Origin of the sequence: Leeuwenhoekiella parthenopeia (assembly GCF_020782115.1) — a bacterium.
Classification (GTDB): Bacteria; Bacteroidota; Bacteroidia; order Flavobacteriales; family Flavobacteriaceae; genus Leeuwenhoekiella; species Leeuwenhoekiella parthenopeia.
This window is the reverse complement of record NZ_JAJGMW010000030.1, coordinates 1-26919: the sequence shown is the minus strand read 5'-3', so window position 1 is coordinate 26919 and position 26919 is coordinate 1. Positions and strand designations below refer to the sequence as shown.

20 protein-coding genes and 1 tRNA gene are annotated in these 26919 nt (G+C 42.3%); 9 read left to right on the top strand and 12 right to left on the bottom strand.

The genetic code is table 11. The annotated features are described in order from the left end of the window. Positions 1-431 precede the first annotated feature (431 nt). The 3 genes from gltB (at position 432) to LLW17_RS17095 (ending at position 6967) form a co-directional block, all read left to right on the top strand. Positions 432-4940: a glutamate synthase large subunit gene (gltB, locus tag LLW17_RS17105; protein WP_228231509.1), complete on the top strand. Its 4509-nt coding sequence runs from the start codon at positions 432-434 to the stop codon at positions 4938-4940. A gap of 7 nt (positions 4941-4947) precedes the next feature. Continuing rightward, positions 4948-6414 carry a glutamate synthase subunit beta gene (locus LLW17_RS17100; protein WP_228231508.1) on the top strand — a complete coding sequence of 489 codons (1467 nt, stop codon included), beginning with the start codon at positions 4948-4950 and terminating at the stop codon, positions 6412-6414. A 115-nt stretch (positions 6415-6529) separates the two neighbouring features. Next, positions 6530-6967, top strand: a complete 438-nt coding sequence (locus LLW17_RS17095) for a hypothetical protein (RefSeq protein ID WP_228231507.1) — start codon at positions 6530-6532, stop codon at positions 6965-6967. 133 nt (positions 6968-7100) lie between these two features. Here LLW17_RS17095 and dnaN read toward each other — a convergent pair whose 3' ends face one another. The 4 genes from dnaN to LLW17_RS17075 form a co-directional block, all read right to left on the bottom strand. Then, on the bottom strand, positions 7101-8219 hold the full coding sequence (gene dnaN / locus LLW17_RS17090; protein WP_228231506.1) for a DNA polymerase III subunit beta: 1119 nt from the start codon (positions 8217-8219) through the stop codon (positions 7101-7103). Between the two features lie 229 nt (positions 8220-8448). Next, positions 8449-10125 (bottom strand): gliding motility-associated ABC transporter substrate-binding protein GldG, encoded by a 1677-nt coding sequence (gene gldG, locus LLW17_RS17085; protein ID WP_228231505.1) that lies wholly within the window; start codon positions 10123-10125, stop codon positions 8449-8451. Continuing rightward, positions 10126-10845, bottom strand: coding sequence for a gliding motility-associated ABC transporter permease subunit GldF (gldF, locus tag LLW17_RS17080; protein ID WP_228231504.1), 720 nt, complete (start codon positions 10843-10845; stop codon positions 10126-10128). Positions 10846-10860: 15 nt separating this feature from the next. Continuing rightward, positions 10861-11826, bottom strand: coding sequence for a Gfo/Idh/MocA family oxidoreductase (locus LLW17_RS17075; protein WP_228231503.1), 966 nt, complete (start codon positions 11824-11826; stop codon positions 10861-10863). Between the two features lie 259 nt (positions 11827-12085). On the opposite strand from LLW17_RS17075, the gene LLW17_RS17070 reads away from it, so the two are divergent. After that, complete coding sequence (locus LLW17_RS17070) at positions 12086-12727, top strand: protein-L-isoaspartate(D-aspartate) O-methyltransferase (RefSeq protein WP_228231502.1); 642 nt, start codon at positions 12086-12088, stop codon at positions 12725-12727. 211 nt (positions 12728-12938) lie between these two features. On the opposite strand, the gene LLW17_RS17065 is transcribed toward LLW17_RS17070, so the two are convergent. The 3 genes from LLW17_RS17065 to LLW17_RS17055 all read right to left on the bottom strand — a co-directional run bounded on the left by LLW17_RS17065 (position 12939) and on the right by LLW17_RS17055 (position 17609). Continuing rightward, on the bottom strand, positions 12939-13163 hold the full coding sequence (locus LLW17_RS17065) for a hypothetical protein (protein ID WP_228231501.1): 225 nt from the start codon (positions 13161-13163) through the stop codon (positions 12939-12941). 511 nt (positions 13164-13674) lie between these two features. Beyond that, positions 13675-16725, bottom strand: a complete 3051-nt coding sequence (locus LLW17_RS17060) for a WD40/YVTN/BNR-like repeat-containing protein (protein ID WP_228231500.1) — start codon at positions 16723-16725, stop codon at positions 13675-13677. A gap of 167 nt (positions 16726-16892) precedes the next feature. Beyond that, positions 16893-17609 (bottom strand): outer membrane lipoprotein-sorting protein, encoded by a 717-nt coding sequence (locus LLW17_RS17055; protein WP_228231499.1) that lies wholly within the window; start codon positions 17607-17609, stop codon positions 16893-16895. A 246-nt stretch (positions 17610-17855) separates the two neighbouring features. Between LLW17_RS17055 and LLW17_RS17050 the strand changes: the two genes are divergently transcribed. Genes LLW17_RS17050 through LLW17_RS17040 form a run of 3 tightly spaced genes read left to right on the top strand, consistent with a single transcriptional unit; the run spans position 17856 to position 20600 of the window. Further along, the gene (locus tag LLW17_RS17050) at positions 17856-18749 is read left to right on the top strand and encodes a DUF72 domain-containing protein (RefSeq protein ID WP_228231498.1); all 894 of its coding nucleotides are present in this window, start codon (positions 17856-17858) and stop codon (positions 18747-18749) included. Between the two features lie 12 nt (positions 18750-18761). Further along, positions 18762-19244 (top strand): gluconokinase, encoded by a 483-nt coding sequence (locus tag LLW17_RS17045; protein WP_228231497.1) that lies wholly within the window; start codon positions 18762-18764, stop codon positions 19242-19244. Between the two features lie 9 nt (positions 19245-19253). Then, on the top strand, positions 19254-20600 hold the full coding sequence (locus LLW17_RS17040; RefSeq protein WP_228231496.1) for a GntP family permease: 1347 nt from the start codon (positions 19254-19256) through the stop codon (positions 20598-20600). On the opposite strand, the gene LLW17_RS17035 is transcribed toward LLW17_RS17040, so the two are convergent. From LLW17_RS17035 to LLW17_RS17025, 3 genes are all read right to left on the bottom strand, one after another. Continuing rightward, positions 20597-21523, bottom strand: coding sequence for a mechanosensitive ion channel family protein (locus LLW17_RS17035; RefSeq protein WP_228231495.1), 927 nt, complete (start codon positions 21521-21523; stop codon positions 20597-20599). The two genes, LLW17_RS17040 and LLW17_RS17035, sit on opposite strands and share 4 nt — an antisense overlap. Positions 21524-21535: 12 nt before the next feature. After that, the gene (locus tag LLW17_RS17030) at positions 21536-22624 is read right to left on the bottom strand and encodes an endonuclease/exonuclease/phosphatase family protein (protein ID WP_228231494.1); all 1089 of its coding nucleotides are present in this window, start codon (positions 22622-22624) and stop codon (positions 21536-21538) included. A gap of 74 nt (positions 22625-22698) precedes the next feature. Beyond that, positions 22699-23985 carry a mechanosensitive ion channel family protein gene (locus LLW17_RS17025; protein ID WP_228231493.1) on the bottom strand — a complete coding sequence of 429 codons (1287 nt, stop codon included), beginning with the start codon at positions 23983-23985 and terminating at the stop codon, positions 22699-22701. A gap of 358 nt (positions 23986-24343) precedes the next feature. On the opposite strand from LLW17_RS17025, the gene LLW17_RS17020 reads away from it, so the two are divergent. Both LLW17_RS17020 and LLW17_RS17015 read left to right on the top strand, forming a co-directional pair. Then, positions 24344-24613: a hypothetical protein gene (locus LLW17_RS17020; protein WP_228231492.1), complete on the top strand. Its 270-nt coding sequence runs from the start codon at positions 24344-24346 to the stop codon at positions 24611-24613. Between the two features lie 337 nt (positions 24614-24950). After that, positions 24951-25024 (top strand) — tRNA-Arg (locus tag LLW17_RS17015). Between the two features lie 296 nt (positions 25025-25320). On the opposite strand, the gene bamG is transcribed toward LLW17_RS17015, so the two are convergent. Both bamG and LLW17_RS17005 read right to left on the bottom strand, forming a co-directional pair. Beyond that, complete coding sequence (gene bamG, locus LLW17_RS17010; protein ID WP_228231491.1) at positions 25321-26559, bottom strand: BamG family beta-barrel-assembly machinery protein; 1239 nt, start codon at positions 26557-26559, stop codon at positions 25321-25323. Further along, positions 26537-26806 carry a hypothetical protein gene (locus LLW17_RS17005; protein WP_228231490.1) on the bottom strand — a complete coding sequence of 90 codons (270 nt, stop codon included), beginning with the start codon at positions 26804-26806 and terminating at the stop codon, positions 26537-26539. Before LLW17_RS17005 ends, bamG begins: the two co-directional genes overlap by 23 nt. Positions 26807-26919: the final 113 nt, after the last annotated feature.

Sequence of the window (26919 nt, the reverse complement as noted above, 5' to 3'; positions counted from 1 at the left end):
TTGAAGTTACCCCCAAATATTTTGGGGGTCACCCTTTAATTTTTGCTATTTATTTAAATATACCCCCTATTTTTTTAGGGTATGTTATACGAAAGCGATTGCGAAAACTCAAAATTGCCATTTCCATTATGGATAATGTGCCATTTTGATTGATTTTTAGTAATTTTTAGGATAAAAAAGCACCAAAAACGTCGAATCTTAACATTGGCTTAAGAAAAAGATAATTTCTGCTTTTTACTGAAAACGCCATTTTTTACCAAAAATGCGTTTCATATTCAATAAAAAGGACCCATTTATTTTGAGTTCTTTATAATTTGAAGTCAATATTTTGCTAAAAATGAAATAATAAAAATCTTATTCTTGAAAATTATTGGCATTTGAGTTTATTGAATAGCTTTATCATTCTTACGTTAAAAAAGAGCTTAAATTTTATGGAAAAACAGGGTTTATATTCACCAGAATGGGAGCACGAAAATTGCGGTGCCGGGTTCATTTGTAGTCTTGAAGGAAAGCAGTCTAATGATATCATTCATAAGGCTCTTGAAATTCTCGAAAAACTGGAACACCGTGGTGCAGTAAGTAGTGATGGGAAAACAGGAGATGGTGCGGGTATTCTTATAGATATACCTTACGATTTTTTTAAAGACAAATGTGATTTTGAACTCCCTGAGGCACGGGAGTATGCTGTAGGTAATGTGTTTTTGCCTAAAAAAGAAAATCAAAGAGCCTATTGTAAAAAAATATTTGAAGAGCAACTAAAGGCTAAAGGTCTTGTTTTGCTAGGCTGGAGGAAAGTTCCGGTTGATGCCGGTTACCTGGGCAGTATTGCTGCAAGCGTAGAACCGCACATAGAGCAAATCTTTATAGGTAAGCCAGATGCCAAAATGGAAGAGCAGGAGTTTATGATTAAACTCTATACCGCCCGTAAAATTACCGAGCATACCATATTAAAGAGTAAACTATCGGAGCGTTCCTATTTTTACCTTCCAAGTTTGTCTAATAAGACCTTGATATTTAAAGGGCTTCTGATGCCTGAAGATATTAAGTATTACTATACCGATCTTTTAGATCCTAAGCTTACGACACGCCTGGCATTGGTTCACCAGCGTTTTTCGACCAATACCTTCCCAACCTGGGACTTGGCTCAGCCGTTTAGATATATGTGTCATAACGGGGAGATCAACACCCTGCGCGGTAATGTTTCGCGTATGCGCAGCCGTGAAGAATTGCTTCAATCCAAATGGTTTGGTGAAGAGATTCAGGATTTATTCCCAATAATTCTCCCGGGCAAATCAGATTCTGCTTCTATGGATATGGTGGTAGAGCTGTTGCTGATGTCTGGACGTTCATTACCCGAGATTATGATGATGCTGGTTCCGGAAGCCTGGGAAAAGCATAAAGAGATGAGCGAGGCTAAAAAAGCTTTCTATGAATTTAACAGCTGTATTATGGAACCCTGGGATGGCCCGGCGTCTATTCCTTTTACAGATGGTGATTATATCGGTGCGGTTTTAGACCGAAACGGATTGCGTCCTTCACGCTATACGGTTACCAAAACCGGTTACGTGATTATGTCTTCAGAAACCGGAGTTCTCGAAATAGAGCCCGAAAATGTAGAGTTTCACGGAAGACTGGAGCCCGGTAAGATGTTTTTAGTAGACATGAAAGCGGGACGTATTGTAAATGATGAAGAGATCAAGGAGCGCATCGTAACTCAAAACACCTACGGTAAATGGCTTGATGAACACAGAGTACATCTTAGAGACATTCCATACCGTGATGTGGAAATCGAAAAAGAGGATACTATATTCGACTTACGCAAGAATGCCTTTGGTTATACTCAGGAAGATATACGTACCATTATCTTGCCTATGGCAAACAAAGGTAAAGAGCCTATTGGCTCGATGGGGTCAGACACGCCATTGGCTGTACTTTCAGACCGTCCTCAGTTGCTGTACAACTATTTCAAACAGTTGTTTGCTCAGGTGACAAACCCACCTCTCGATGGTATCCGCGAAGAATTAATTACCGATTTGAGCCTCACTTTGGGTCCTGATACAAACCTTATGGAGATTGTTCCTGAGTATTGTAAAAAAATCCGAATCCAAAATCCGGTAATTTCTAAAGAAGATTTAGATAAGATCAAAAATTTTGATCATCCGCACTTTAAAGTGCGTACCATCCCGATGCTTTATGAAGCAAATCGCGGTTTAAACGGACTTGAAGATGCCTTAAACGATATGGTTGCTCAGGCTTCACAGGCTATTGATGAGGGGCATACGATCCTGATTCTTTCAGACCGTGGTGTTGATGAGAAGATGGCACCTATACCCGCACTATTGGGAACCTCGTATATGAACAGCGGACTTTTCCGCAGCGGGCAGCGTTCTAAGATGAGTATAATTATCGAGTCTGCTGAGCCTCGTGAAGTTCACCATTTCGCTTTGCTGTTTGGTTACGGAGCCAGTGCGATCAACCCGTATATGGTAAATGAAATCATCAGAGAGGAAATCGCAGACGGAAACCTTGAAAATATCGAATTCCAGCAGGCTGTTGAAAACTACAACAAGGCCGTAGGTAAAGGAGTGATCAAGGTTATGAACAAGATTGGTATTTCTACCCTTAACTCGTATCGTGGATCACGTTTATTTGAAGCTCTTGGTTTAAATTCTTCGTTGATTAACAAATACTTCCCAAATACGCCCAGCCGTATTGAAGGTATAGGCCTTTATGAAGTAGAGCAGGAGATAGCCAAGCGCCACAACCGCACGTTTAAAAGACAGGATATTTCCGGAAATCTGGAAATGGAAATTGGGGGTGACTACCGCTGGCGTCGTAACGGAGAAAAACATATGTTTAATCCGTTAACCATAGCAAAACTACAGGAAGCTGTACGTCAAAACGATCCAAAAACCTATAAGGAATATTCAAAACTCGTAAATGAGCAGTCTAAGCAATTGATGACTATTCGTGGACTCTTTGAATTTTCAAATTACGATCCTATTCCAATTGAAGAAGTAGAGCCCTGGACTGAAATCGTAAAACGTTTCAAAACCGGAGCGATGTCTTACGGTTCTATCAGTAAGGAAGCACACGAAAACCTGGCTGTTGCGATGAACCGTATTGGCGGTAAGAGTAACAGTGGAGAAGGAGGTGAAGATGCAGAGCGTTTTTATAAGAGTCCAAACGGTGACTGGAAAAACTCGGCCATCAAGCAGGTAGCTTCCGGTCGATTTGGAGTAACCAGTAACTATTTGACTAGTGCTTCTGAGATTCAGATTAAAATGGCTCAGGGTGCAAAACCTGGAGAAGGTGGTCAGTTACCGGGTGAAAAGGTTAATAAATTTATTGCCAAGACCCGTAAGAGTACACCATACGTAGGGTTGATCTCACCACCACCACACCACGATATTTATTCAATTGAAGATTTAGCTCAGCTAATCTATGACCTGAAGTCTGCAAACCGCGAAGCACGTATTAACGTGAAACTGGTTTCAGAAGTTGGTGTAGGTACAGTTGCTGCCGGTGTTGCTAAAGCAATGGCCGATGTAATCCTGATTTCGGGATACGACGGTGGTACAGGAGCTTCGCCGCTAACTTCATTGCGTCACGCCGGTTTACCCTGGGAATTGGGTATTGCCGAGGCGCAACAGACTTTGGTACTTAATGATCTGCGTAGCCGCATTCGTCTGGAGTGCGACGGCCAGCTTAAAACAGGTCGTGACGTGGCAGTAGCTTGTTTATTGGGAGCAGAAGAATTTGGTTTTGCAACCGCACCATTGGTAGCTTCGGGCTGTATCATGATGCGCGTGTGTCACCTAAACACCTGCCCGGTAGGTATTGCCACTCAAAATCCTGAATTGCGCAAGAAATTCAAGGGTCAGCCGGAACATGTGGTAAACTTTATGTATTTCATCGCTGAAGAATTGCGTGAAATTATGGCTCAGCTTGGTTTCCGTACCGTTGATGAAATGGTAGGTCAGGCGCATAAATTAGATCGAAATAAAGCAATCGAGCACTTTAAGGCAGCAGGTGTTGATTTATCACCTATTCTGCATCACATTCAGGTGCCTGAAGGAGTTAAAATTTACAATACCGAAACCCAAAATCATCATCTGGAGAAATCCATCGATTTTGAAATTATAGAACTGGCGCACACGGCTTTATTCCGTAAGGAAAAAACCACTTTAGATTTAGATATCACAAACCTGGATCGTGCTGTAGGAGCTATTTTGAGTAACGAAATCTCAAAAATCTACGGTGAACAGGGATTACCCGATAACACCCTCAAGGTAAACTTTAGAGGTTCTGCCGGTCAGAGTTTTGGAGCTTTTGCCACACGTGGTTTAACTCTTAAAGTAGATGGTAATGCTAACGATTATGTAGGTAAAGGTCTTTCCGGAGCCCGCCTGATTGTTAAGGTTCCTGAAGAAGCAACCTTTGTGGCTAATGAAAACATCATTATTGGTAACGTGGCACTTTATGGTGCGACCAGTGGAGAAGCCTATTTTAACGGTGTAGCCGGGGAGCGTTTCTGCGTACGTAACAGTGGTGCTGTTGCCGTGGTAGAAGGAATAGGTGATCACGGTTGTGAGTATATGACCGGAGGTGTTGCCGTAATTCTGGGTAAAACTGGACGTAACTTTGGTGCCGGTATGAGTGGCGGTATTGGTTATGTTCTGGATATGGACGGAACCTTTAAATCGAAGTGTAATGCTGAAGATTTAAACCTGGATCCGGTGACCGAAGAAGACGATATCAATCAGCTTCGTGAACTCATCACAAACCATTACAACTACACCCAAAGTTCGCTAGCGCAGCGTATTCTTGAAGATTGGAATACCTACCTGCCCAAGTTTGTTAAGGTACTGCCTGAAGAATACCGCAGAGCTTTAATACGACTGGAAGAAGAAGAAAAATTAACAGATTTAACGGAATAATAGAATCATGGGAAAGACAACCGGATTTTTAGAATACGAAAGAAAAAATGAACCGTACAAACCTGTTGAGGAACGGATTCAGAAATACGAAGAATTTACCATCCCGCTCGATAAATCGGAATTAAAAAAACAGGGAGCACGTTGTATGGACTGTGGAATTCCATTTTGCCACAGTGGTTGCCCGCTTGGTAACCTCATTCCCGATTTTAATGACGCGGTTTATCGCGAGCGTTGGGAAGAAGCTTCACAAATTTTACACGGGACTAACAACTTTCCGGAATTTACGGGAAGATTGTGTCCTGCACCTTGTGAAGAAGCCTGCGTACTGGGTATTAATGAAGACCCTGTAAGTATTGAGAATATTGAAAAAAATATTGCTGAAGAGGCTTTTAAAAACGGCTGGATTAAAGCAAATCCTCCACAAAAGCGCACCGGTAAAAAAGTCGCTGTTATCGGTTCAGGACCTGCAGGTCTTGCTGCTGCTCAGCAGCTTAACCGTGCCGGTCATTTGGTAACCGTCTATGAGCGCGATGAGAAAGCAGGTGGATTATTACGCTATGGAATACCTGATTTTAAAATGGAAAAGCACGTCATCGATCGTCGCCTTGCTGTTTTAGAAGAAGAAGGCATAAGCTTTAAATGCGGTGTACACGTTGGTAAAGACGTAACTGCAGACCAGTTAAAGTTGGAGTACGATGCCGTTGTGCTTTCAACAGGAGCAACCGTAAGACGTAATTTGCCTATTCCGGGTTCTGATCTAAAAGGAATTTACCAGGCGATGGATTTTCTTCCTCAAAACAACCGTCGTGTTGATGGTTTGCAATGGGAAGGTGAAGAAATCAAAGCCACCGGAAAAGATGTTATTGTTATTGGTGGTGGAGACACCGGAAGCGACTGTATAGGTACTTCTATCAGACACGGGGCGACCAGCGTTAAGAACTTTGAGATTATGAGTAAAGGAACGCCAGATCGACCTGAAAATCAGCCCTGGCCGTATTGGCCTATGCGTCTGCGTACCAGTTCGTCGCACAAGGAAGGTGCAGAGCGCTTTTTCTCTATTTCTACTAAAAAATTTGTTGGGGACGAAAACGGTAACCTTACCGGTCTGGTCACTACCGAAGTAGAATGGACACACAAACCCGGAGAACGCCCTAATCTTTCTGAAGTTCCCGGAACAGAAAAAGAATGGAAGGCAGATATGGTTCTCTTAGCTCTTGGTTTTACCGGAAGCGAGCCTACTATCGCCGAACAGTTGGGTATTAAGATGGATGCGCGTACAAATATTGAAGCGTCTCCTGAAGATTATATGACTAATGTACCCGGCGTTTTTGCCGCAGGAGATACCCGCAGAGGACAATCCTTAATCGTATGGGCTATTTCCGAAGGCCGCCAGGCAGCTCATTACGTAGATAAATACCTGATGGGGAAATCAGATCTTCCGCTCAAAGGAGATGGCGATTTGCCTCGCGTTTAGATACTTAAACAAATTCAGATAAAAAGACCGAATCTATTTCGGTCTTTTTTTTTGTTTCTAACGCAACCTTCGCACGGTTATTGAATCTAAAAAGACAAAAGAATCGATTAAACCTATGAAAAGACTAAGTCCCATTATTTTATTTGTATTCATCACGTTGTTCTCCTGTAGTGATGAAGAAGAAAAATCTTCAGATTTACAAGCCCAGTCAGAACCTGTAAAATTGGAGCTCGTAGCGATGAGCGGCCAGATGCGAGGTTCTGAAACTACCGGCGAGGAGATGGAATGGCAGGAATATTTTCTGTTGAAAAACGACATGAAATTTGAAAAGGTTCAACAGCGCGATGATAAAGAGTATCGCTCTACCGGAACTTTTGAAATCGTGATGATCAACAGTGATAAACATCTGCGGTTTACACACGATACTAAAAACGAAGCTTACGGCAATTGTACCGGTGATAATATCGAGCTTCTGAGATACACCAGTTCTAACGAATTAACCGGAAGCTGGAGCGCCTGTGACGGTCCCGGTTTAGAGTACGCTTTTAATTAAAATCAAAAATCGAAACAGTAAAAAAGGATTCCGCCACACGGCGGAATCCTTTTTTTGATAAATAAAAACGCCTTTCTGAAGGCTCAAAAAGACGTTTTCGGAAAATAATAAAAGGTACCTACTTACTCTTATTTTAATTATTAAGCATTACCGGCATAACCAGCATAGTAACTGCTTCGCCTTCATCAAGACCATCAACCGGAGTAAGAATGCCGGCGCGGTTAGGAAGTGACATTTCGAGGGAAACGTCGTTGGCGTTTAGATTATTCAGCATTTCTACCAAAAAGCGGCTGTTAAAGCCTATTTGCATATCGTCTCCCTGATAATCACAGGTAAGACGTTCTTCGGCTTTATTGCTGTAGTCGATATCTTCAGCAGAAATATTAAGCTCAGCACCTGCGATTTTCAGGCGGATCTGATGAGTAGTTTTGTTTGAGAAAATAGAAACCCTGCGCACTGAGTTTAAAAACTGGTTGCGATCTATAGTCAGTTTGTTTGGATTCTCTTTCGGGATTACCGCTTCGTAATTGGGGTATTTTCCGTCGATAAGACGACAAAGCAATTCTACGTTGTCAAAGCTGAACTTTGCGTTAGAATCGTTGTATTCAACCGTAATATCATCATCACTGGCAGCCAGAATTCCTTTTAGGAGATTAAGAGGCTTTTTAGGCATAATAAACTCTGCGGTTTGTGACGCCTGTACGTCAGATCTTTGGTATTTAACCAATTTGTGGGCATCAGTCGCCACAAAGGTCAATCCTTCGGTACTAAACTGAAAGAAAACCCCACTCATTACCGGTCTTAAATCGTCATTACCGGTTGCGAAAATCGTATTGCTCACCGCAGTAGCTAAAACCGCAGCAGGAATCGTTACTTTACTGGGATCATCCAGTTCTACAGCATTGGGGAATTCTTCACCGCTGGCATAAGCCAGAGCATATTTACCGTGATTTGAGCTGATCTCAATCGTATTGGTATCTCCGGCAACAAACGTAAGCGGTTGCTCAGGAAATGTTTTTAAGGTATCAAGAAGCAGACGTGCAGGTACGGCAATACTACCGCTATCTTCAGACTCTACTTCAAGATTTGCAATCATGGTAGTCTCCAGATCAGAAGCAGAAACTTTGAGAACGTTTTCGTCGAGCTCAAATAAAAAATTGTCAAGAATGGGTAGTGTGTTACTGTTATTGATGACCCCTCCTAAAACCTGTAGCTGTTTAAGCAGGTAAGAACTTGATACAATAAATTTCATTTATTTAGAATTTTACCAACTCTACAAAATCAGTAATTAACTGTAAAAGCCGGTATTGGTTATTATGCTTTAAATGCCTTTTCTGGCGTTTTGTAAACTTAGCCTCAGCTGATGTTACATTGGTGTCAACACGAGCATTTAAGGCTGTTTGTTTAGGTTTTATGGCTGATTTTTCAGCTAAACAAAGATATCTTAATCGTATTTTTTGCCGAAACAAACTTATTAACACTTAGCCCTTGTATTTACGACGGCGCAGGTAGGTGTAGAGGAGACCAAAAATCATGAGAATAGCCAGCGGAAGCCCTAATGTCAAGGCTTGCCACGTGAAGCGTTCATTTGAAGTTTTTAAAGAATCAAGCGCGGGCAGGACGATTGTCTTGCTGCGTATGTTAATAAGACCTGAATCGTCCAAAAGATAATTCACGGCATTCAGTAAAAATTCTTTATTGCCGTACTCTTTAAAGGTAAATTTATCGAAGCCCAGTTCAAGAGGTCTTCCGTTTTGATCCAGATCATTTTTAATGACATCACCGTCTGCTATGACCAGCATCGCATTTGGTTTTGTTGCGCTTTCGCGAAAAGGAATGCTGCTGTTTTCAACCGGAAGAATTCGGTTTTTAAAGGCAGAGGTAAACTGTCCTTCCACCAAAACAGCAAGATTTTGAGGCCCGGCGGCATAGCGTTCAGGAGATGGTTCTGTTGTGATTGATTCCAGAGTTATAGGAAAGGGTACTCCGTTAATTTTTGAAAGTTGGGAGCTTTTCAGCAAAACGGTCTGCTTTAGTCCGTTATTCAGTAAATCAATTTGATTGACGTATTCAAAAACCACCGGATTGTCAATATTGGTATTGATTGGGTGATTTTCTTCCGGCGTAACCAGAGGATAATAAAACCAGGGCAATTGCGTGTATTGCGACTCGCTGCCTTCTCCGCTGGCCAGAACCAAAGGAGCTGCATACAGATCTTCTACCAGAACCGGATTTATACGCAAGCCATAATTGAAAAAGAAGTCGTTCAGATTTAAATCCCGGGCGGTTGCGAGGGCCATTCCGTTGCGTTTGTAAAGACTATCGGTCTCCATCGCCACCTGATCGATTAAAAACAATGACTTTCCACCGTTTATGATGTACTGATCCAGCGCATATTTTTCGACATCGGTAAAGGCACGGGTAGCTTTTGCAACGACAACCAAATCAAATTTCTGAAGGGCAGCCATTACCGTATCGGCCTTTAGATTTACGGAGTCAAGCGGAAAAGGCGCGATAAAATAACTTTCGCGCAGCGTTCTAAACAAATCGGCAATATACCGGTCCTGCAATTCGCCATTACCTTTCAGCACCGCTATGCGCTTGCTTTTAGGATTTAAAAGTTTAAAAAAGGCATCACTAAAGGCATATTCTAAATTTTGTACAGACCTGCTTATGAATGTTTCGGGATCTGCACCCAGAGTTTTCTTTAAAAGCGGAACAGGAACCGTTTTACCTTTGTATGAAGCCATTGCCCAGGGGAAAACAAATTCCTGGCTCGTTTTGCCATTATCGCGAAGTTGAACCTGTTGAGGCCGCATTCCGCGGTTATTGAAATCCTGAGCGATCTGTTCTACAGGTGCTCCCTCTGGTACCGGGTTTATGAAGGCAAACTTGATGTTGGGGTTTTCTGATGCATATTCCTCAAGCAATTGACGGGTTTCGAGTTGTAGCTTTTTAAAGGCATCGGGGACATTACCTTCCAGAAAAACATCAACAATCAAAGGTTCGTTGGCTTTAGAGATAATGGTCTCTGAGGTTTCCGAAAGGGTATACCGGCCATCAGCGGTAAGATCTAGCCTAAAGTAAAACTGCTGAGCTAAAAACCAGAGGGCTGCAAGAGCTCCGCTAAAAATCAGAATCTGAAATTTGATTTTCATTTAGTTGTTTTTAGATTGAAGTTTCAAATAGGTTAAACCTATAAAAACAGCGCTAAGCACCAGAAAATAAACAAGGTCACGACTATCTATGACGCCCCGGCTTATACTTTCAAAATGGGTTTTAAGACTGAAGTTGCTCATAGTTTCAGCATTTAAAAAGCCGGAAAGCGCATCAAAACCAAAGTAAAACAGGAAGCACAGGAAAACTGCGATCAAAAAGGCCACTATCTGATTTTCAGAAAGCATAGATGCGAAAATGCCTATCGCGGTATAGGACGCCGCCAGAAACAAAAGGCCCAGATACGAACCTATTAAAATTCCCGAGTCAAAATTGCCAGGCGGATTACCCAGTTGGTCGATAGCATACACATAAACCAGAGTAGGGATCAGTGCTAAAATAATCAGCGTCAGCGCGCCCAGAAATTTACCTAAAATAAGCTGTAGCGGACTGATGGGCCGAGCCAATAAAAGCTCAAGAGTTCCCAACCTGAGTTCGTCACTAAAACTGCGCATGGTCACCGCCGGAATCAGGAAAATAAAAATCCACGGTGTGAGTTGAAAAAAGGGCGTAAGGTCTGCAAAACCGTAATCAAAGATGTTGAAACCGGAGTCGAACACCCATAAAAATAAGCCGTTGAGCACTAAAAACAGCCCGATCACAAGATAGCCTACCGGCGAAGCAAAAAAGGAATGAAATTCTTTTTTTAAAATGCTAAACATAAACGCTGTACCAGATTATTTTTCGAGATCTGCAATGATTTTCATCGCGACCCGCAAGGCTTCGGTTCCCTGTGCCAGACTAACGACAGGCGTCTCATCTTGTTGTATCGCTTTCGCGAAAGCGTTAAGTTCATCGAGAATCGCGTTATTCGGCTCTACCTCAGGGTTATCAAAATAAATTTGTTTTTTAACTCCTTCTGCATTTTGAAGAATCATCGCAAAATCATCCGCATTTTCAGGAGCGTCCTTCATACGCACCACCTCACATTTTTTCTCCAGAAAATCTACTGAAATGTATGCATCACGCTGAAAGAACCGGGCTTTGCGCATTTTTTTCATCGAGATTCTGCTGGCCGTCAGGTTAGCCACGCAGCCGTTTGCAAACTCGATACGCGCGTTGGCGATGTCTGGGGTGTCACTAATAACGGCAACGCCCGAAGCCGAGATGCTTTTAACCTCGCTTTGCACAACGCTAAGAATCGCATCAATATCGTGTATCATCAAATCAAGAACCACAGGCACATCGGTACCACGGGGGTTAAATTCTGCCAGGCGATGCGCTTCGATAAACATAGGATTGTCAATAAGGTCGTTAACGGCAGTAAACGCCGGATTGAAACGCTCTACGTGACCTACCTGCCCGCGTACATCGTGTTTTTTGGCGAGTTCGCGTATCGCAACAGCCTGCTCAACGGTTTGGGTAATGGGTTTTTCAATAAACAAATGTTTACCGGCTTTGATTACCTGCTCTGCGCAATCAAAGTGATGCGTGGTTGGCGTCACCACATCGATCATATCACAGGCTTCTATGAGTGACTGCATCGTGGGAAAACGCTTGTAACCAAATTCTTCTGCCACAGCTGCGGCTACAGATTCAGACTCGTCGTAAAATCCTACGAGTTCATAATATTCAGATTGTTGTAATAATTTCAGGTGTATTTTACCCAGGTGACCTGCACCCAGAACGCCGGCTTTAAGCATAAATTCTTTATTTAACTCAACTGGTGAGCGTGAAGTTTCCGCAAGGGAAACGGTGTTTCTTTAATTTCATCAAAAGCTGATGATGCATACAAAAATAGGTTTTCTGACCGACAATATAGAGGAAACTGCTAAGCAGCAGTGGCATTAAGTTTAAAGTGATTCATTTGGAACATCTAATTTATCTGAAACAGCTCTTACTGTTGAAAAATTATAGTTTAAAGACTGGCAGGAGTGGGGCTGCTTTGCTTATTTTAGCGGTATGAATGATACTACACGTCACCAGGGAAAGCGCCGTTTACTGGCTCAGATTGTAGAAAAAAAAGGGGTCAAAGATCCGCGGGTACTTGAGGCTATACGCAAAATTCCGCGTCACTTTTTTATGGACAGCAGTTTTGAAGATCACGCCTATCAGGACAAGGCATTTCCTATTGCCGCAGATCAGACCATTTCGCAGCCGTATACCGTAGGATTTCAAACCGAATTACTTGAAATCAAAAAAGGAGATAAAATTCTGGAAATAGGCACGGGAAGCGGGTATCAAACCGCCGTGCTTTGTGAAGTGGGAGCTAAGGTGTACAGTATAGAACGCCAGCAGGAACTGTTTAAGAAAACTAAAAATTTCCTGACCAAATTGGGATATCGACCCAAACGCCTGAGTTTTGGTGACGGCTATTTAGGTATGCCCGAGTTTGCCCCTTTTGACGGAATCATTGTAACCGCAGGAGCTCCTTATATTCCAAAACCGCTTTTAGCACAATTGAAAATAGGAGGGAAGCTGGTCATTCCGGTAGGAGACGAGGTGCAGACCATGATACGTATCATCCGAAAATCAGAAACGGAATTTGAGAAAAAGGAATACGGAGAGTTTCGATTTGTACCTTTGTTGGAGGATAAAAACTAAATTTTCTAAAACTTGATTTTTTCAATCGGTTTAAAATCGATGACTTTAAGGCGAGGTTTTCAGCATGATCAATGTAGTTATTGATTATTGAGTTATTGCTTTTAATCGATTTTACATACTAGCTGACATCGTTCGGATTTGAGCCAATAGCCTTAAATAGCGGGGTAGTGAGTAAAATTAGGTTGTTATTGCTTTCGCGAACGCGAAAAATCTATCCCCGTAATTGCTGGTAGGTGTAGTAATACCAGCCAAGGCCAACAGCTGAAAGTAAGGCCACCGCATATACCGGAATAAATTTCAATTCAATTAGTTCTACCGGCTTTACCTGAGTAAGTGCAAAGCCTACCAAAGCGACACCGGTGATCCAGGCGATACTGACGCCCAGTAGTTGTTTTGCTATTCGTTTGCGGGTGTTTCTTTTGCGTTGCTCATTCATAATCATATTTTCTTAACTTTTAAAATTTACAAAACGAAACGCAAAACGCCAAAAAACCAATAGTTGGAAGTCAATATCGTACCAAATTAGGTCTGTTTCATAAAGAACGTTTTTCTTAGAATATAATTTTGAGTTTTCAGTTTCAAGCCTTGTTGGTAGTATAGGCATAGGTTTAATATGATGTTTGTTCATTTTCTTTGCTTGTCTAAAGAAAACGAACCAAAAGAAAGGACACTTTTTCTTAGGCGTTTTTGACTTATCAGTCAAAACCACAAGAAGCCACCTAAATTTTCTGCAAGGCTTCGAAAATTTTTAACGGAGACTTCTTGCTACGCTGAAGAAAAAGAAGATTAAAGAATAAAATAGTCCTTTCATTCAAATTTGATTGAAAACAGTAGGATTTACTGGTTTTACCTATCTAACAAAAAGCGTTTAGTAAACGATTGGCTGTACTACAAAAAAGCCCCGTAAAAACGAGGTTTTACGGGGCTTGCCTTAATTCCGGAAAAAACTATTCTGCCAGAAAATCTTCTTTAGTTTTAAAAGTCACCGGTTCTTTTTCTGCTTTTTGGATTTCGGCATTGACAGTCTCGAGGTATTTCTTTTCAATTTTAGAATAGGTTTCCCACGCATTTTTAATTTGCGCCTCGTAGGTTTCTGCATTGCGGTAAAATACCGGAGCCGGTTTTTCAAAAGCACCAGCCACGTTGTTGTAGAGTTCGCTCAACTTTTCACGCAGTTCGGGTTCGGCTTCCTGTACATAGCGGTCACCGGTGGTGATCACCAGAGTTTTCTTCAAAGCGGTGAGTTCCTCAAGGGCCTTAGTCGCTTTCTTGGATTCCACGCCCTCTAGTTGTTCAACCCAATGATCGATGCGGTATCCCAGATAGGCGAGATCCTCCACATCATTAAACAGACGCTGGGTTAACTCACGCTGTGCCTTGCGGTCTGCTTCACTCAGTGTGGTATTGGGATCATTTTCAACCCTAATGCTGTGTTCGTAGGTGTCTTTACCTTTTGTGATAATGACTTTGTAAGTGCCTGCTTCAGCATTAGGAGCCGCTACAAACGAAGGTATTTTACCCACCGCAACTTTAGGTGCCTTTTTCAGCTGATCCCAAAGCACAATATTCAGACCTTTAGATTTTCCGGGAGCAGGCTCTGCTATAAGATTGCCTTCCATATCTCTGATTTCCATCGTCATTTTACCAAAAGTGTGACGCTTTTTGAGGTAATACATAATCTTAGCCTGCTTGCTCGGGTTTGGACCCACAAACTGGGTTTCGGTACTGGTGCTGCCAAAGCCCGAGCTTTCATCAATAATTCCGGCAGGAGTTTCAAAAAAGTGCAGTTCTTCCGCTAAAACATCCTGATTGATTTGTCGTAAAGGCGAAATGTCATCGATGATGATCACACCCCGACCGTGGGTTCCCAAGACTAAATCGGAAGTTTGCTTTTGCAATTCAATATAATGCACCGCAACCGGCGGAAGGTTGTTGGTGAAATGCGACCAGTGCTTACCGCCATCAACGGTAATAAAAAGACCAAATTCAGTTCCCAAGAACAAAAGGTCTTCGCTTTCATAATCTTCCTGAATGTTTCGGGCGAAACCTTTTATTTCATCCGTTACCAAAGAATTCCAGGTTTTACCGAAATCGGTGGTTTTATACACATAGGTATTCATATCGCCGGTAGCGTGACCGTCAAAAACCGCATACGCCGTGCCCTTGTTGTGAACGCTGGCTTCAATATGATACACCCAGGTATTTGCCGGTAAATTTGGAATGTTTTCGACCAGATTAGTCCAGGTTTTACCACCGTTTTGAGTTAGTTGTACGTTACCATCATCGGTTCCTACCCAGATGATGTTTTCATCCAGTGGAGATTCAACAATGGTAAAAATGGTCGTGTGTGTCTCAGCACCCGATTTGTCAAGTGACAATCCGCCTGATTCCAGTTCCTGCTTTTTAGGATCGTTTGTGGTCAGGTCCGGCGAGATTTTAACCCAGGTATCGCCCATATCCTCACTTTTGTGCAGATATTGACTTCCCATGTAAAAACGATCTGGCGCGTGAGCTGACAGGGCCATTGGCGCATTCCAGTTAAAACGCAATTTTTCATCGCCTTCAGGCTGGGGAGCTACATTTTTGGTTTGGTTACGCTCGGGATTGTAACGCCATACCACTTGTGCGCCCTGCATTTCCGAATAGATATAGGGCTTGGTAGGGTGTTTCAATACACGGAAACCATCTCCTTCACCAATACGATCCCAGTCGCGGGCTTCAATGCCTCCGGGAGAGGCTGAAGGGCCGTACCACGAACCGTTATCCTGCAAACCACCATAAATATTATAGGGCGTAGCATCGTCAACTGAAACCTGATAAAACTGCGAAACCGGTAAATCTTCAACCATTTCGAAGGTTGCCCCGCCATCCCAGCTGCGGTAAACCCCGCCGTCTGTTGCGGTAAACATACGGTCACTGTCTTTCAGGTCAAAAACAATATCGTGAATGTCTGAGTGCTGGTAGCCCAAATCGGTAAAGGTCTTTCCGCCGTCGCGTGATAACGAACCGCTTAAACCACCTTTGACCACGATATCTGGATTTTTAGGATCAACCACCAGGCGTGCGAAGTAAAAAGGACGCACCGTAAGACCGAAGTCGTTATTTAAATGTTCCCAGCTTGCACCGGCATCGGTAGACTTGTAGAGTCCGTTTTTTTTTTCACTGGCTGTTTCTACGGCAGCGTATAAAATAGTAGGATCTGAAGGCGCGAGGGCAATTGCAATACGGCCCAGATCTCCTTCAGGAATGCCGTTTTGAATTTTATTCCAGGTTTTTCCGGCATCGGTGCTTTTAAAAATTCCGCTTGTTGCTCCACCCGAATCAAAGTCCCAGGGCGTTCTGCGGAATTTCCACATCGAAGCATAGAGCACATTTGAGTTTTCAGGATCCATAATCAAATCTGCCGCTCCGGTTGCAGTATCGGTGTACAGCACTTTTTCCCAGGAAGCCCCGCCATCGGTACTTTTATAAATGCCGCGTTCTTCACTGTCGCTCCACAGCGCGCCTAAAACAGCGACGTACATTTCCTGATTATTTTCGGGGTTGATCACGATAGCGCTGATGCGCTCTGAGTTTTCAAAACCTACATTCTTCCAGGTAGCGCCACCATCGGTAGATTTATAGAGTCCGTCGCCAAGGCTTACCGAGTTGCGGGTCCATACTTCCCCGGTGCCTACCCAAACGGTTTTATCGGGGTCTGTGGGATCAATTTCAATGGCACCAATAGATTGCGCGTGTTCGTCAAAAACCGGTTCAAAGCTTGCTCCACCGTTTTCGGTTTTCCAGACGCCGCCACCGGCAGCACCTGCGTATAAAATACGATTGTTGGTAGGATGGGCTTCCAGGTCTATAAAGCGGCCGCTCATCAAAGCCGGACCAATCTGACGGGCTTTAAGATCGCCAAAGAGTTGCTTACCCGTAAGTGTGATGTCTTCCTGAGCCTCTACAGACGCAAGCGTCATCAGGGCACCGGTTAGACTGAGTAGTATTTTTTTCATTTTCGTTTGTATTATGCACTGGCGGACTTGCATCCGGTAAGCACGGTTTAATTCGATATAGGAAGTAAGATTTTTAACTAAAAAAGGTGCCAAAACATTGTAAAGGCACCTTTTAGGATTTTAATTAAGCTCTTAGATTCCTTTTTAAGGATTTTAAGTTCTGGAGTTTACTCTACAGGGAAGTCAAAAATGGTTTCGTCGATCTCAGGATTCACAACGATCTCGCTCATTTGAAAAGGCTGACCGGCCTGGCTCATCGCAAACGGAAAGTATAGACCTTCCACTTCCTGATAATCACTCATGGTGATGTTGATAGGCTGTCCCATTTGGGTTGTTTCGATCGCGATAGGCACATACGAGTCCATATCAAAATAGTAGTAGCTGATGCTTGGCGTTTCAACACCATTCATCATTACCGGCTCCTGCACAACTTTAAGTTTATAGGTTTCTGCACCGTCTTTGGTTTCGGTACCTATATATTCAACCTCATATCCGTTTTCTTTGTAATGTAATAGTGGAGAAGGGAAGTCGTTATTGTTGAGCTTCATATTATTGCTCATCTCTTCAGAAGCTTTTTCGGGCTTCATAGACATAAAATTGGTAGTCCATAACGTCTCGCCGTCAAAAGCCATTTGGGTGATTTTTTGACCGTTAAACTCAATAACCACCGCTTGTTTTCCGTCTTTAGTATTGTATACAGTCACCGGGATCGACATTCCGCCCTGATTAACCGTAGCACTCATTTTAGTAGCCTGTACATCATTCCAGGCATCACCGCCGGTATTTTCGATGTAGGTGCTAATGATTTCATCTGCCGTTTGTGCAGAAAGGGGCATGGCTATCGCCACAAAAGCAAGAATAAATAAGGTTTTAACGAGTTTCATAAATTTCTGTTTTAGATTCTTTGCGAGTAAGACATCAATTGTGCCAATGTGTTACACAATCTAGTCATAAAAATTAAAAGTAAAGGATTTTCCAAAAACCTACTGATGTGAACCCTTTGTTTCTGTTTGGGATTTATATCTTTAAAGACCCAACTTTTAAGGGGATTCCAAAATGGGCATTAAATAGACAGGACCCGGCATTAGGATAAAAGCAAGCTAAATAGGTGGATTTCTAAAAACGAATAAATGAAATTTGGTAAAGTAGATAACCCGGAAGCGATAGATTTTACGCTTCCTCCAGATCACCCCGATACGCAGGTGATTTTAAACAGCAAGGCGAATAGTCAAAAACCGCAACTGTATGTGGGTTGTGCCAAATGGAATAAGCAGGATTTAAAGAATTTTTATCCGCGAGGGACTAAAGATGAATTGGGTTATTATTCCCGCCAGTTTAATTCCATAGAATTGAATGCTACCTTTTACCGGCTGTTCCCGAAAGATCAGTTTGAGAAATGGCAGGAAAAAGTGCCGGAAGGGTTTAAGTTTTTTCCGAAAATCACGCAGACCATCAGTCACCTGAAACGCCTGATTGATGCCGAAAAGTTACTTCCTGAATATTTAGACCATACGCTGTTACTTAAAGAAAATCTGGGGACTGTATTTCTACAGATGCATAACAACTTTGCTCCCAAAGACTGGGATCGCGTGGTCAATTTTGTAGACGCCTGGCCTCGTGAAGTCCCACTCGCAATTGAGTTTAGACATACCGACTGGTTCAATACTCCTGAAGTTTCCAATAAACTGTATTATTTGCTGGAAGAGCACAACATCAGTAATGTGCTGGTAGATACGGCCGGAAGACGGGACATCATGCATATGCGTATGACCAGTGACGAAGCCTTTATCCGTTTTGTAGGGGCTAATCATCTCAGTGATTATGACCGTCTGGATGCCTGGGTAGAGCGTCTGGATACCTGGATGGAACAGGGACTGCGCCAGATCGATTTTTTCATCCATCAAAATGTGGAGAAAGAATCACCCCTGCTGGCAACTCATTTTATAAAGCAGATGAACAGCCGTTTTGGCTTTGATTTAAAAATACCCGGAAAAGATACGGATGCGCCTACTCTGGACCTATGAAATAAAAAATAAATGAAAGAAAAAGTAATAGTAGTTTTCGGTGTGTCCGGAAGCGGAAAAAGCACTATTGGTAAATTATTAGCAGAACGGCTTGATATTCCCTTTAAAGACGCTGATGATTACCATCCGCAGGCTAATGTAGATAAGATGGCTGGAGGCAATCCCCTCAACGATGCAGACCGAAAACCATGGCTTGAAACCCTGGCTCAGGAGATGGAAGCGTGGAGTAAAAACTCTGGTGCAGTACTGGCCTGTTCGGCGCTTAAGGAGTCTTATCGCAAGTTACTTTCTCAAAAGGTGACGCCACAATGGGTTTTTTTAGAAGGTTCCTTTGATTTATTAAAATCCCGTTTAGACAATCGTAAAGGGCATTTTTTCAATTCGGAATTGCTGCAATCACAACTGGACACGCTTGAAGAACCTGACTACGGCATTCACGTGTATATTGAGCCCAGCCCGGAAGCTATCGTTGATGAGATTGTAAAAAAACTTTAAGGGCAGTTTATGGATTATCAGTTGCTGTTTGCAGTTTTTGCCGGTATTGGTCTGCTTCTTTTTCTCATTTTACGATTAAAACTTCAGGCATTTTTAGCTCTTTTGATTGTCTGCATTGCAGTGGGCGTTTTAAGCGGAATGCAGCCACAGGCGATTTTAAATGCAATCACCACCGGTGTAGGAGGTACGCTGGGTTTTGTTGCCACTGTTGTAGGTTTGGGCTCCTTATTTGGCGCGGTACTGGAACATTCAGGAGGGGCTCAGCAACTGGCTAATTTTCTCTTATCAAAATTTGGCATTAAAAGAGCGCCCTGGTCTATTATGCTCGCCGGGTTTTTTATCGCGATCCCGGTGTTTTTTGACGTGGCGTTCATCATTTTAATCCCGCTGATTTATGCATTACAGCGCGATACTAAAAAATCCTTATTGCTTTACGCTTTGCCTTTACTGGCCGGTCTGGCTGTGACTCACGCTTTTATTCCGCCCACACCGGGACCTATTGCTGTTGCAGATATTTTGCAGGCTAATCTGGGCTGGGTGATCGTTTTTGGTTTTATAACGGGCATTCCCGCAGCGGCTGTTGCCGGACCGTTTTTTGCCCGTTTTATTTCGGCACGAATTCACATCGATGCGCCCTTCGAATCTCAGGAGAGCACAAATCTGCCCGAAAATCTGCCTTCGGCTTCGGGCATTCTGGCCATTATCTTTTTACCAATTGCCCTTATTGTTTGCAATACGGTGCTTACGAGTCCACTGGCCGCAGACTGGTCAATTCCTGATGGAGTGATCTATACAGCCCAGTTGCTTGGGCACCCGTTTACGGCATTGATTTTGGCCAACCTGATCGCGTGGTATTTTTTAGGCATTCGCCGAAAGGTTTCCGGTGAAAAATTGCTTCAGGTTTCTACAAAAGCCCTGTATCCTGCCGGAGTGATCATTTTGCTTACCGGAGCAGGAGGGGCATTTAAACAAATATTGATCGATACCGGTGCCGGAACGATGATCGCCGAGTCGTTGACTAATGCTTATTTTCCGCCTGTGGTGTTTGGGTTTCTGGTCGCTGCCGTTGTTCGGATTATGCAGGGTTCATCTACAGTAGCGATGATCACCGCTGCCGGAATCACCGCTCCACTTTTAGAAACCGGTAGTTACAGCGAGATGCAGCTGGCCATTCTGGTGGTAGCCATTGCAGCGGGGGCTTCAATTTTCTCCCACGTAAATGACAGCGGCTTCTGGCTTGTAAAACAATATCTGGGTTTAAGCGAAAAGCAAACCTTTAAAACCTGGTCTGTTCTTACCACACTCATTGCGGTGGTAGGTCTTGTGGTTTCGTTTATTTTGTGGTTTCTGGTTTAAGATTTTTTAGAATCAGCATTTGAAGTGTTATCGATGCTTTGTGTTGTTTGCTCAAAACGCAGCGGGCTGTCTTTGGCAGCACCATACAACTTGATTTCCTGAATATCTGCCGGCATATAGAAACCGTTATCTTCTAAGGCTTCTTTGACCTTGCGTACGACGCTACCTTTGGTGATAAGCGCCATTCTGCGGAAGTCTTTGGTATCTACCCAAAAGAACACTTTCAGATTTACGGTGCTGGTTGCGAGCTCATCTTCAATCACAAAATTCTCGTGCTCTTCATCCTCAATAACATTTGGTTCTTGGCGCAAGGCTTCCATTACAACCTTTTTAGCCCCGTCAATATTGTCTTCATAGGCAATACCAATGGTAAAATTCCAACGGAAGAATCCGTCTTCGGTATAGTTGGTAACAGGGGTTGTGAGCACATCACTATTTGGGATATACACATCTTTTCCGTCAAAGATTTTAAGCTTGGTATAGCGAAATTCTAAGGCTTTTACCTTTCCGAAGTTATCCCCAATCTCAACCGTATCGTTTACGTTAAAGGGTCTGTTGAAGGCTAATATAATTCCGGCGATAAAGTTTTCGCCTATATCTTTAAAAGCAAAGCCCAAAACCACTGCACTGGCACCCGCAGCAGTAAGAATACCGGTAGCAATTGCACCCAGGCCGGCAGCTCTAAGTGCCAGCATTACTGCAATTATAAAGAAAGTAATGCGAATGGCTTTACCCAAAAACCGGCTCATAAGTGGGTCTTGCGTGCGCTGCGAGATGCGTTGACGGGCAAAATTACCCACCCAGGCGCCGATAAGGGTTCCCAGAATAATGATGAGCACACCCAGACCTATTCCCGGTAACTGATCGATAAAGCTGTTGTAAAAATTTTGAAAGGATTCTGATAGCGTAGCGGTTTCTTCCATAACTGAGGGATTTTAGTTGGTTTCTTTACGGGTATCTTTTTGAGTGGCTTCTTTTTTAATAATATCGTAGGCCCGGTTTAGCTGGTTTTCATTAGGTAGAGTCGGAGTTTGTTCGGCCTTGTTCCCGGGCTCCAGATTCAATTTTATGTAAGCCGGAAAGTGATCTGAACCTATTTTGGCTCCGCGATCTAATTCAACAACTCTAAAGTGTTCTGAGACAAAAATATGATCGAGTGGCCAGCGCATAAACCAATTTTTAGCATTAAATGTATTGTAGAGACCACGGCCTAATCTCGGGTCGAGCAACTCGCTTACCTCTTTGAACAATTGAGTAGACTCAGACCAGGCAACATCATTAAAATCCCCAAGTACCAAAACGGGTAGGGAAGACTCCCTGCTTTTAAAAGCGGTTTTCATCATCTCTGCATCCCGGTCTGTAGACCGTGGGTTATGCTGTGGCATGGGCGGCGTGGGGTGTATGGCAAATATCTGTACCGTATCACCCGATTTTAGCGTGACACGTGTATCAATAGAAGGAATGCTATCGTCTACCAGATAATGTACGTGTGCATTTTGCAGAGGCAGTTTAGAATACAGGAGCATTCCGTAGGTATTGCTAAGCGGTGCACCCTCATAATAAGGATATTCGCTTTTTAAAGAAGCGTTAACAGCATTAAGCCATTTAGTATCTGCTTCCAGGAGTACCAGGATATCCGGATTTTTAGCTTTGACTTCCTGTAACAGGCTGTCGTATTTTTTATTTTTCTGGAGCACATTGGCAACCAAAATAGACAACTGGGCTTCAGGTTTTTCAATTTCAGCATCAAGAACCTCGTAAGGAGCAACACCGGTGTACGGATAAATTTTTAGAACCTGAAAAACCAGACAGGCGATCATCACGGTCATAAATACATAATCTTTGAACCATTTGATGTCAAAGCGCATAAAATACGCCAGAGTGGCTATAGCGGTAAATACCGTAAGCTGAAGATGTGGGAAATCAAAAACACGAATCCACCAGTAATCGGCAGCTATAAACGGTAAAAGCGTAAGTACTATAGCAGTACCGCCAAGGATTTGGAGGAATGTTTTAAAGGTCATAGGTTGGTTGTTTGATCCTTTCGTCAAGGATGCTAATCACTTTTAAAAAATCTAAAAATGATTTTAACGGCAACCTAATCGTTTTTTATTTGCCTTTGCGTTAAGAAGTTGGTAATATCTTTAGAAGAGGGTTCTTCAAAAATCTCAAGATCAAAATACGATACTGCGGCGATTACATGATCAAAAATATCAGCCTGAATGTGCTCATAATGCTCCCAACGCTTGTCTTTACTAAAACAAAATATCTCCAGAGGAATCCCCTGAGCCGTAGGCGGTAAATGACGAACCATGAGGAAGAGGTCTTTGTTAATCGCAGGATTTTCATACAAATATGCGTCAATATACTTTCTAAAAACACCCAGATTGGTTTGATTAAGACCATTAATGGGCAGGCTGTCATCAACCTCGAGTTTGCGGTTTGTGCGCAGGACTTCTTTTTGCATATGATCTATATAGGGAGCGACCAGTTGAATGCGCTTCAGACGTTTCAGATCATCATCGGTAAGGAAGCGCACCGTATTTTGCTTGATGTAAACGGCACGTTTGATGCGTCGGCCATCACTTTCCTGCATTCCCCTCCAGTTTTGAAAAGAGTCTGAAATAAGGCTGTAAGTGGGGATAGTGGTGTAGGTGTTGTCCCAGTTTTGAACCTTAACCGTAGCCAGGTTTATTTCGGTCACATTACCGTCTGCACCATATTTACTGAAGGTAATCCAGTCGCCAATGCGTACAATATCGTTTATAGAAACCTGTATCGAAGCTACAAACCCCAAAATGGTGTCTTTAAAAATGAGCAGAATTATTGCCGAAGCGGCTCCCAACTGTACAATGAAATCAATGGGTTTTTGATCAAAAAGCTCCAGAATGAAGAAGAAAATACCCAGGGCCCATAAAAAAAGCATGGTAACCTGAAGGTAGCTTTGCAGTGGCTTATCGTGGTATTGCTCTTTGGTCTGAAAGTAATCGCGCGTGGTGCGCAGAATACTGCGTATGATTTTTACCACCAGCAGAATGACATAGATCTTGAGGAGTTTGTTTAACCAGTAGAGCGTGGTTTCATAATCGTCAAGCAATTGGGTGAAAAACCAGTTGAATAAAACCAGTGGAATTATGTGCGCGATGTAGCGCGGAAAATTGGTAAGTACCAGAAAATCGTCAAATGAGGTTTTGGTTTTATTGCTAAAAATCTTGAACGCTTCAATAATAATGCGTTTCAGCAAACGGTCAAGAATGGCCAGCAGAACCAGAAAAATAAAACCATTTAAAAAAACCGATAGCATTTCGGCATAAATCCCGGAAACGCCCAATTCTTTTAAATACCTGGTAAAGTGTCTTAAATAGCGGTCAATGTCCAGATTCATTACTGTTTTAGATTGGTGTTGTAAAAGTAAGTATATGATTAAGAATTGTGAGAAAAGTTAGAAAGAATTGCAGGCGGAAGTGGAGATGAAGCATTGCGCAATTTGGAGTTGCGAATTCTAGCATATTGTAATATAAAACCTACAATTTAAATCGTTTTGATTGGCGGATCTCTATGAAGATGGTGTTGAAGATAAGCTTCGAAAACCTTGATTTGTAGGAAAAAAAGTACTTTTTATCTTGTGATAGAAGTTGGAAATGTTAAAATTTAAAAATCATATGTTTTTCAACGATTATTTTTGTTTTTAATAGATGAAAGTATCTATATTTACGTCTTAATACAAAATCAACCCCAAGTTCATGAAAAAATCAATTACACTTTTAGGCGCTCTCTTCGTGACGTGCTTAATGCAGGCCGAAACCAATCCGGTTTCTGAAAACCAGAAGAAACCTGCTCCCAAAACAATTTCTACCCTAAAACCAATTGAAACCCCTCAGGTTGTCGTTGAATTACCGGAAGCCGTACTTCGTCTTCACGATTTAGAAAAGAGCGAGTATAAGGGAGAAACCATCTATAGACATATCCCTCTTGAATTAGCTAAAATTAAGAGTCCTGTTAAGACCGTTTAGTGCCTCTAACCCCATTAATAAAGCCCAAACTTTAAACTTTAAAACCCCAAATCATATTGATTATACCTTTACAACAAAATACCCCTAAACCTTTTTAATTAGCAGATTTAAGCCCCAAATCATAGTCTGGCTACTAATTAAAAACCCGATTTCCCCAAATCGTAGTTGGTTAAAAGTTTAAGTTGGGAGAAAGGCCCGTTGCGCAAGCGCGGGTTTTTCATTTTTGGTAAATTATTAGATTTCAGAGAATTACAATTAATTTGTATGAAAAGCGCATTTTTTAAGGTGTATAGCTTTCACTTTTTGGCTAAAGCGTTATATTTGCACCCGCAAAACAGGTCGCGTAGCTCAGTTGGATAGAGCATCTGCCTTCTAAGCAGACGGTCAGGGGTTCGAATCCCTTCGCGATCACTTGTAAAAACGAAAACCTTCAAGTTTTAAACTTGAAGGTTTTTTTGTTTTTTTAAATTATACCGGAAATAGTTAAAGAGACTTCTGCAATTCGATTAAAAGTTGAAAAACAGAAAAGTGTTCATCAAATAAGCCTTTTAGGTGTAAGAAGACCTGGCAATCTTAAATGAAAAGCTGAATTGTTGGGTATCTAGTTCACCAGTTGCTCAGCAAATTTCCTTTCCTGATTTTCTTTTCCTATCTGCTGAGCTCTTGCTGTCATTTTATTATAAATCAAAAAGCTGTTTTTTAACCTGTTAATTGTACTTAGACTTTACAAACCAAATCCCGTCTAAACTGAAATTAATAGAAAGGCTGTGTATTTTTTCAAATACGAGATTGTTAGAACGTGTTCCGTTTTGACCATAAGAGTACATTAAATTCAGTTTTGAACCGCTACGGCTTACGGGTAAACCCAGCCCCAGACTTAGGGAATATTGATCAATATCTTTTCCTGCAATAGTTAGGTAGCCGGTATCGTAATTTATTCCGGCGCGGTATTCAATATTTTGCCAGTAATAAAGTCCTCCCGGATGTGGTGTAAAGGTAATACCTGCTTTAAATTCTTCCTGATCCTTATAATAATCCAGGGCATCGGCCTGTTGGGTATTTGACCAGGACTTGCGGATGTAATCGGTATAGAATGCATAGTTTTCACCGAATTTAAACTCGAGACCAAAGCCTATTTCCAGAGGCAAATCAAAATTATCAAGACTGGTTTCCTCGGTTATATCATCATCATAATCCTGAGATATAATACTTTTTTGGTTTGTTTCGAGCGTAGCAGGTAGTTTTAGAGTAGAACCAAGGGAGATATTTTGATTTAAATCAAACTGCAGACCAGCACCCAGGCGATAGCCCGTATAGCGGCTTTCTTCCTGTATGTCTAATGAGTAACCCAAAATATCGTTATAGGTAGTCTGTTCTGTTTTACCGAAATAATAGGTCCCTGTAACTCCAAGGCGCAGTTTATCCCAAAAACTATAGCCGTAATTTAAATCGAGACTGTTAACGCCGCCGTTTGCTTCCACATCTGAGGTATAAAAGGATGTAGACCCCTCGATACTAGTGGTAACACCGCTAAGATTATAGGCCACTTTACTGTACGGAGCCAGGATCAGACTCACAGCAGATTCTTTGGTTACCGGAAATGCCATCGCCAGATTTGAAAAGCTCGAAATGCTTTGGGTTCCATTGCGGGAGCCCTGACTCAAACTCGTGTACTGTGAAGTATAGCCAATATCAAAGAAAAAATGTTTGACAGGCATTGCTCCCAAAGATGCCGGATTGAGTGCATTAAGTGAATTATCTGACTTTAGAGCGATGCCCGCTCCTCCCAATGCATTGGTTTTACCGGTACTAAATGCATTGGGAATACCTATTCCAAATACCGAATAAGGAGAGTCTGACAAGGCGTTGCTCTGTGCGCTTAGCCTGACTACTGTGAGTAAAAATAAACCGTACAATAGTGCTTTAGTCTTGGTCATATACTGCATAAATAAGTTGAATTTGTAATCTTAGGTTATCATTTGAAGAGTCCTGACCAAACAGGCCATACCGGTTTACCGATTGGGACTGTTCTGTACCGGTAAGTGTTAAATACCAATTGTCACCATTGGTTGCCGAGCGCTTTTGATCCAGAAAATAATGAATGGGGAGGGCGTAAGTGAGTTGGGAAAACTCTGAAGATTGAGTTGTTACACTGGCAATAACCTCGTTGCCTTCATAATGAGCATCCCCCAAAAATTAGGACAGTAATTTAAGTTCCAAAATAACTTTAAATTTACTGTTTTATGACACGAAGAAAATTCACACCCAAGTTCAAGACCAAAGTGGTTTTAGAAGCTCTCAAAGAG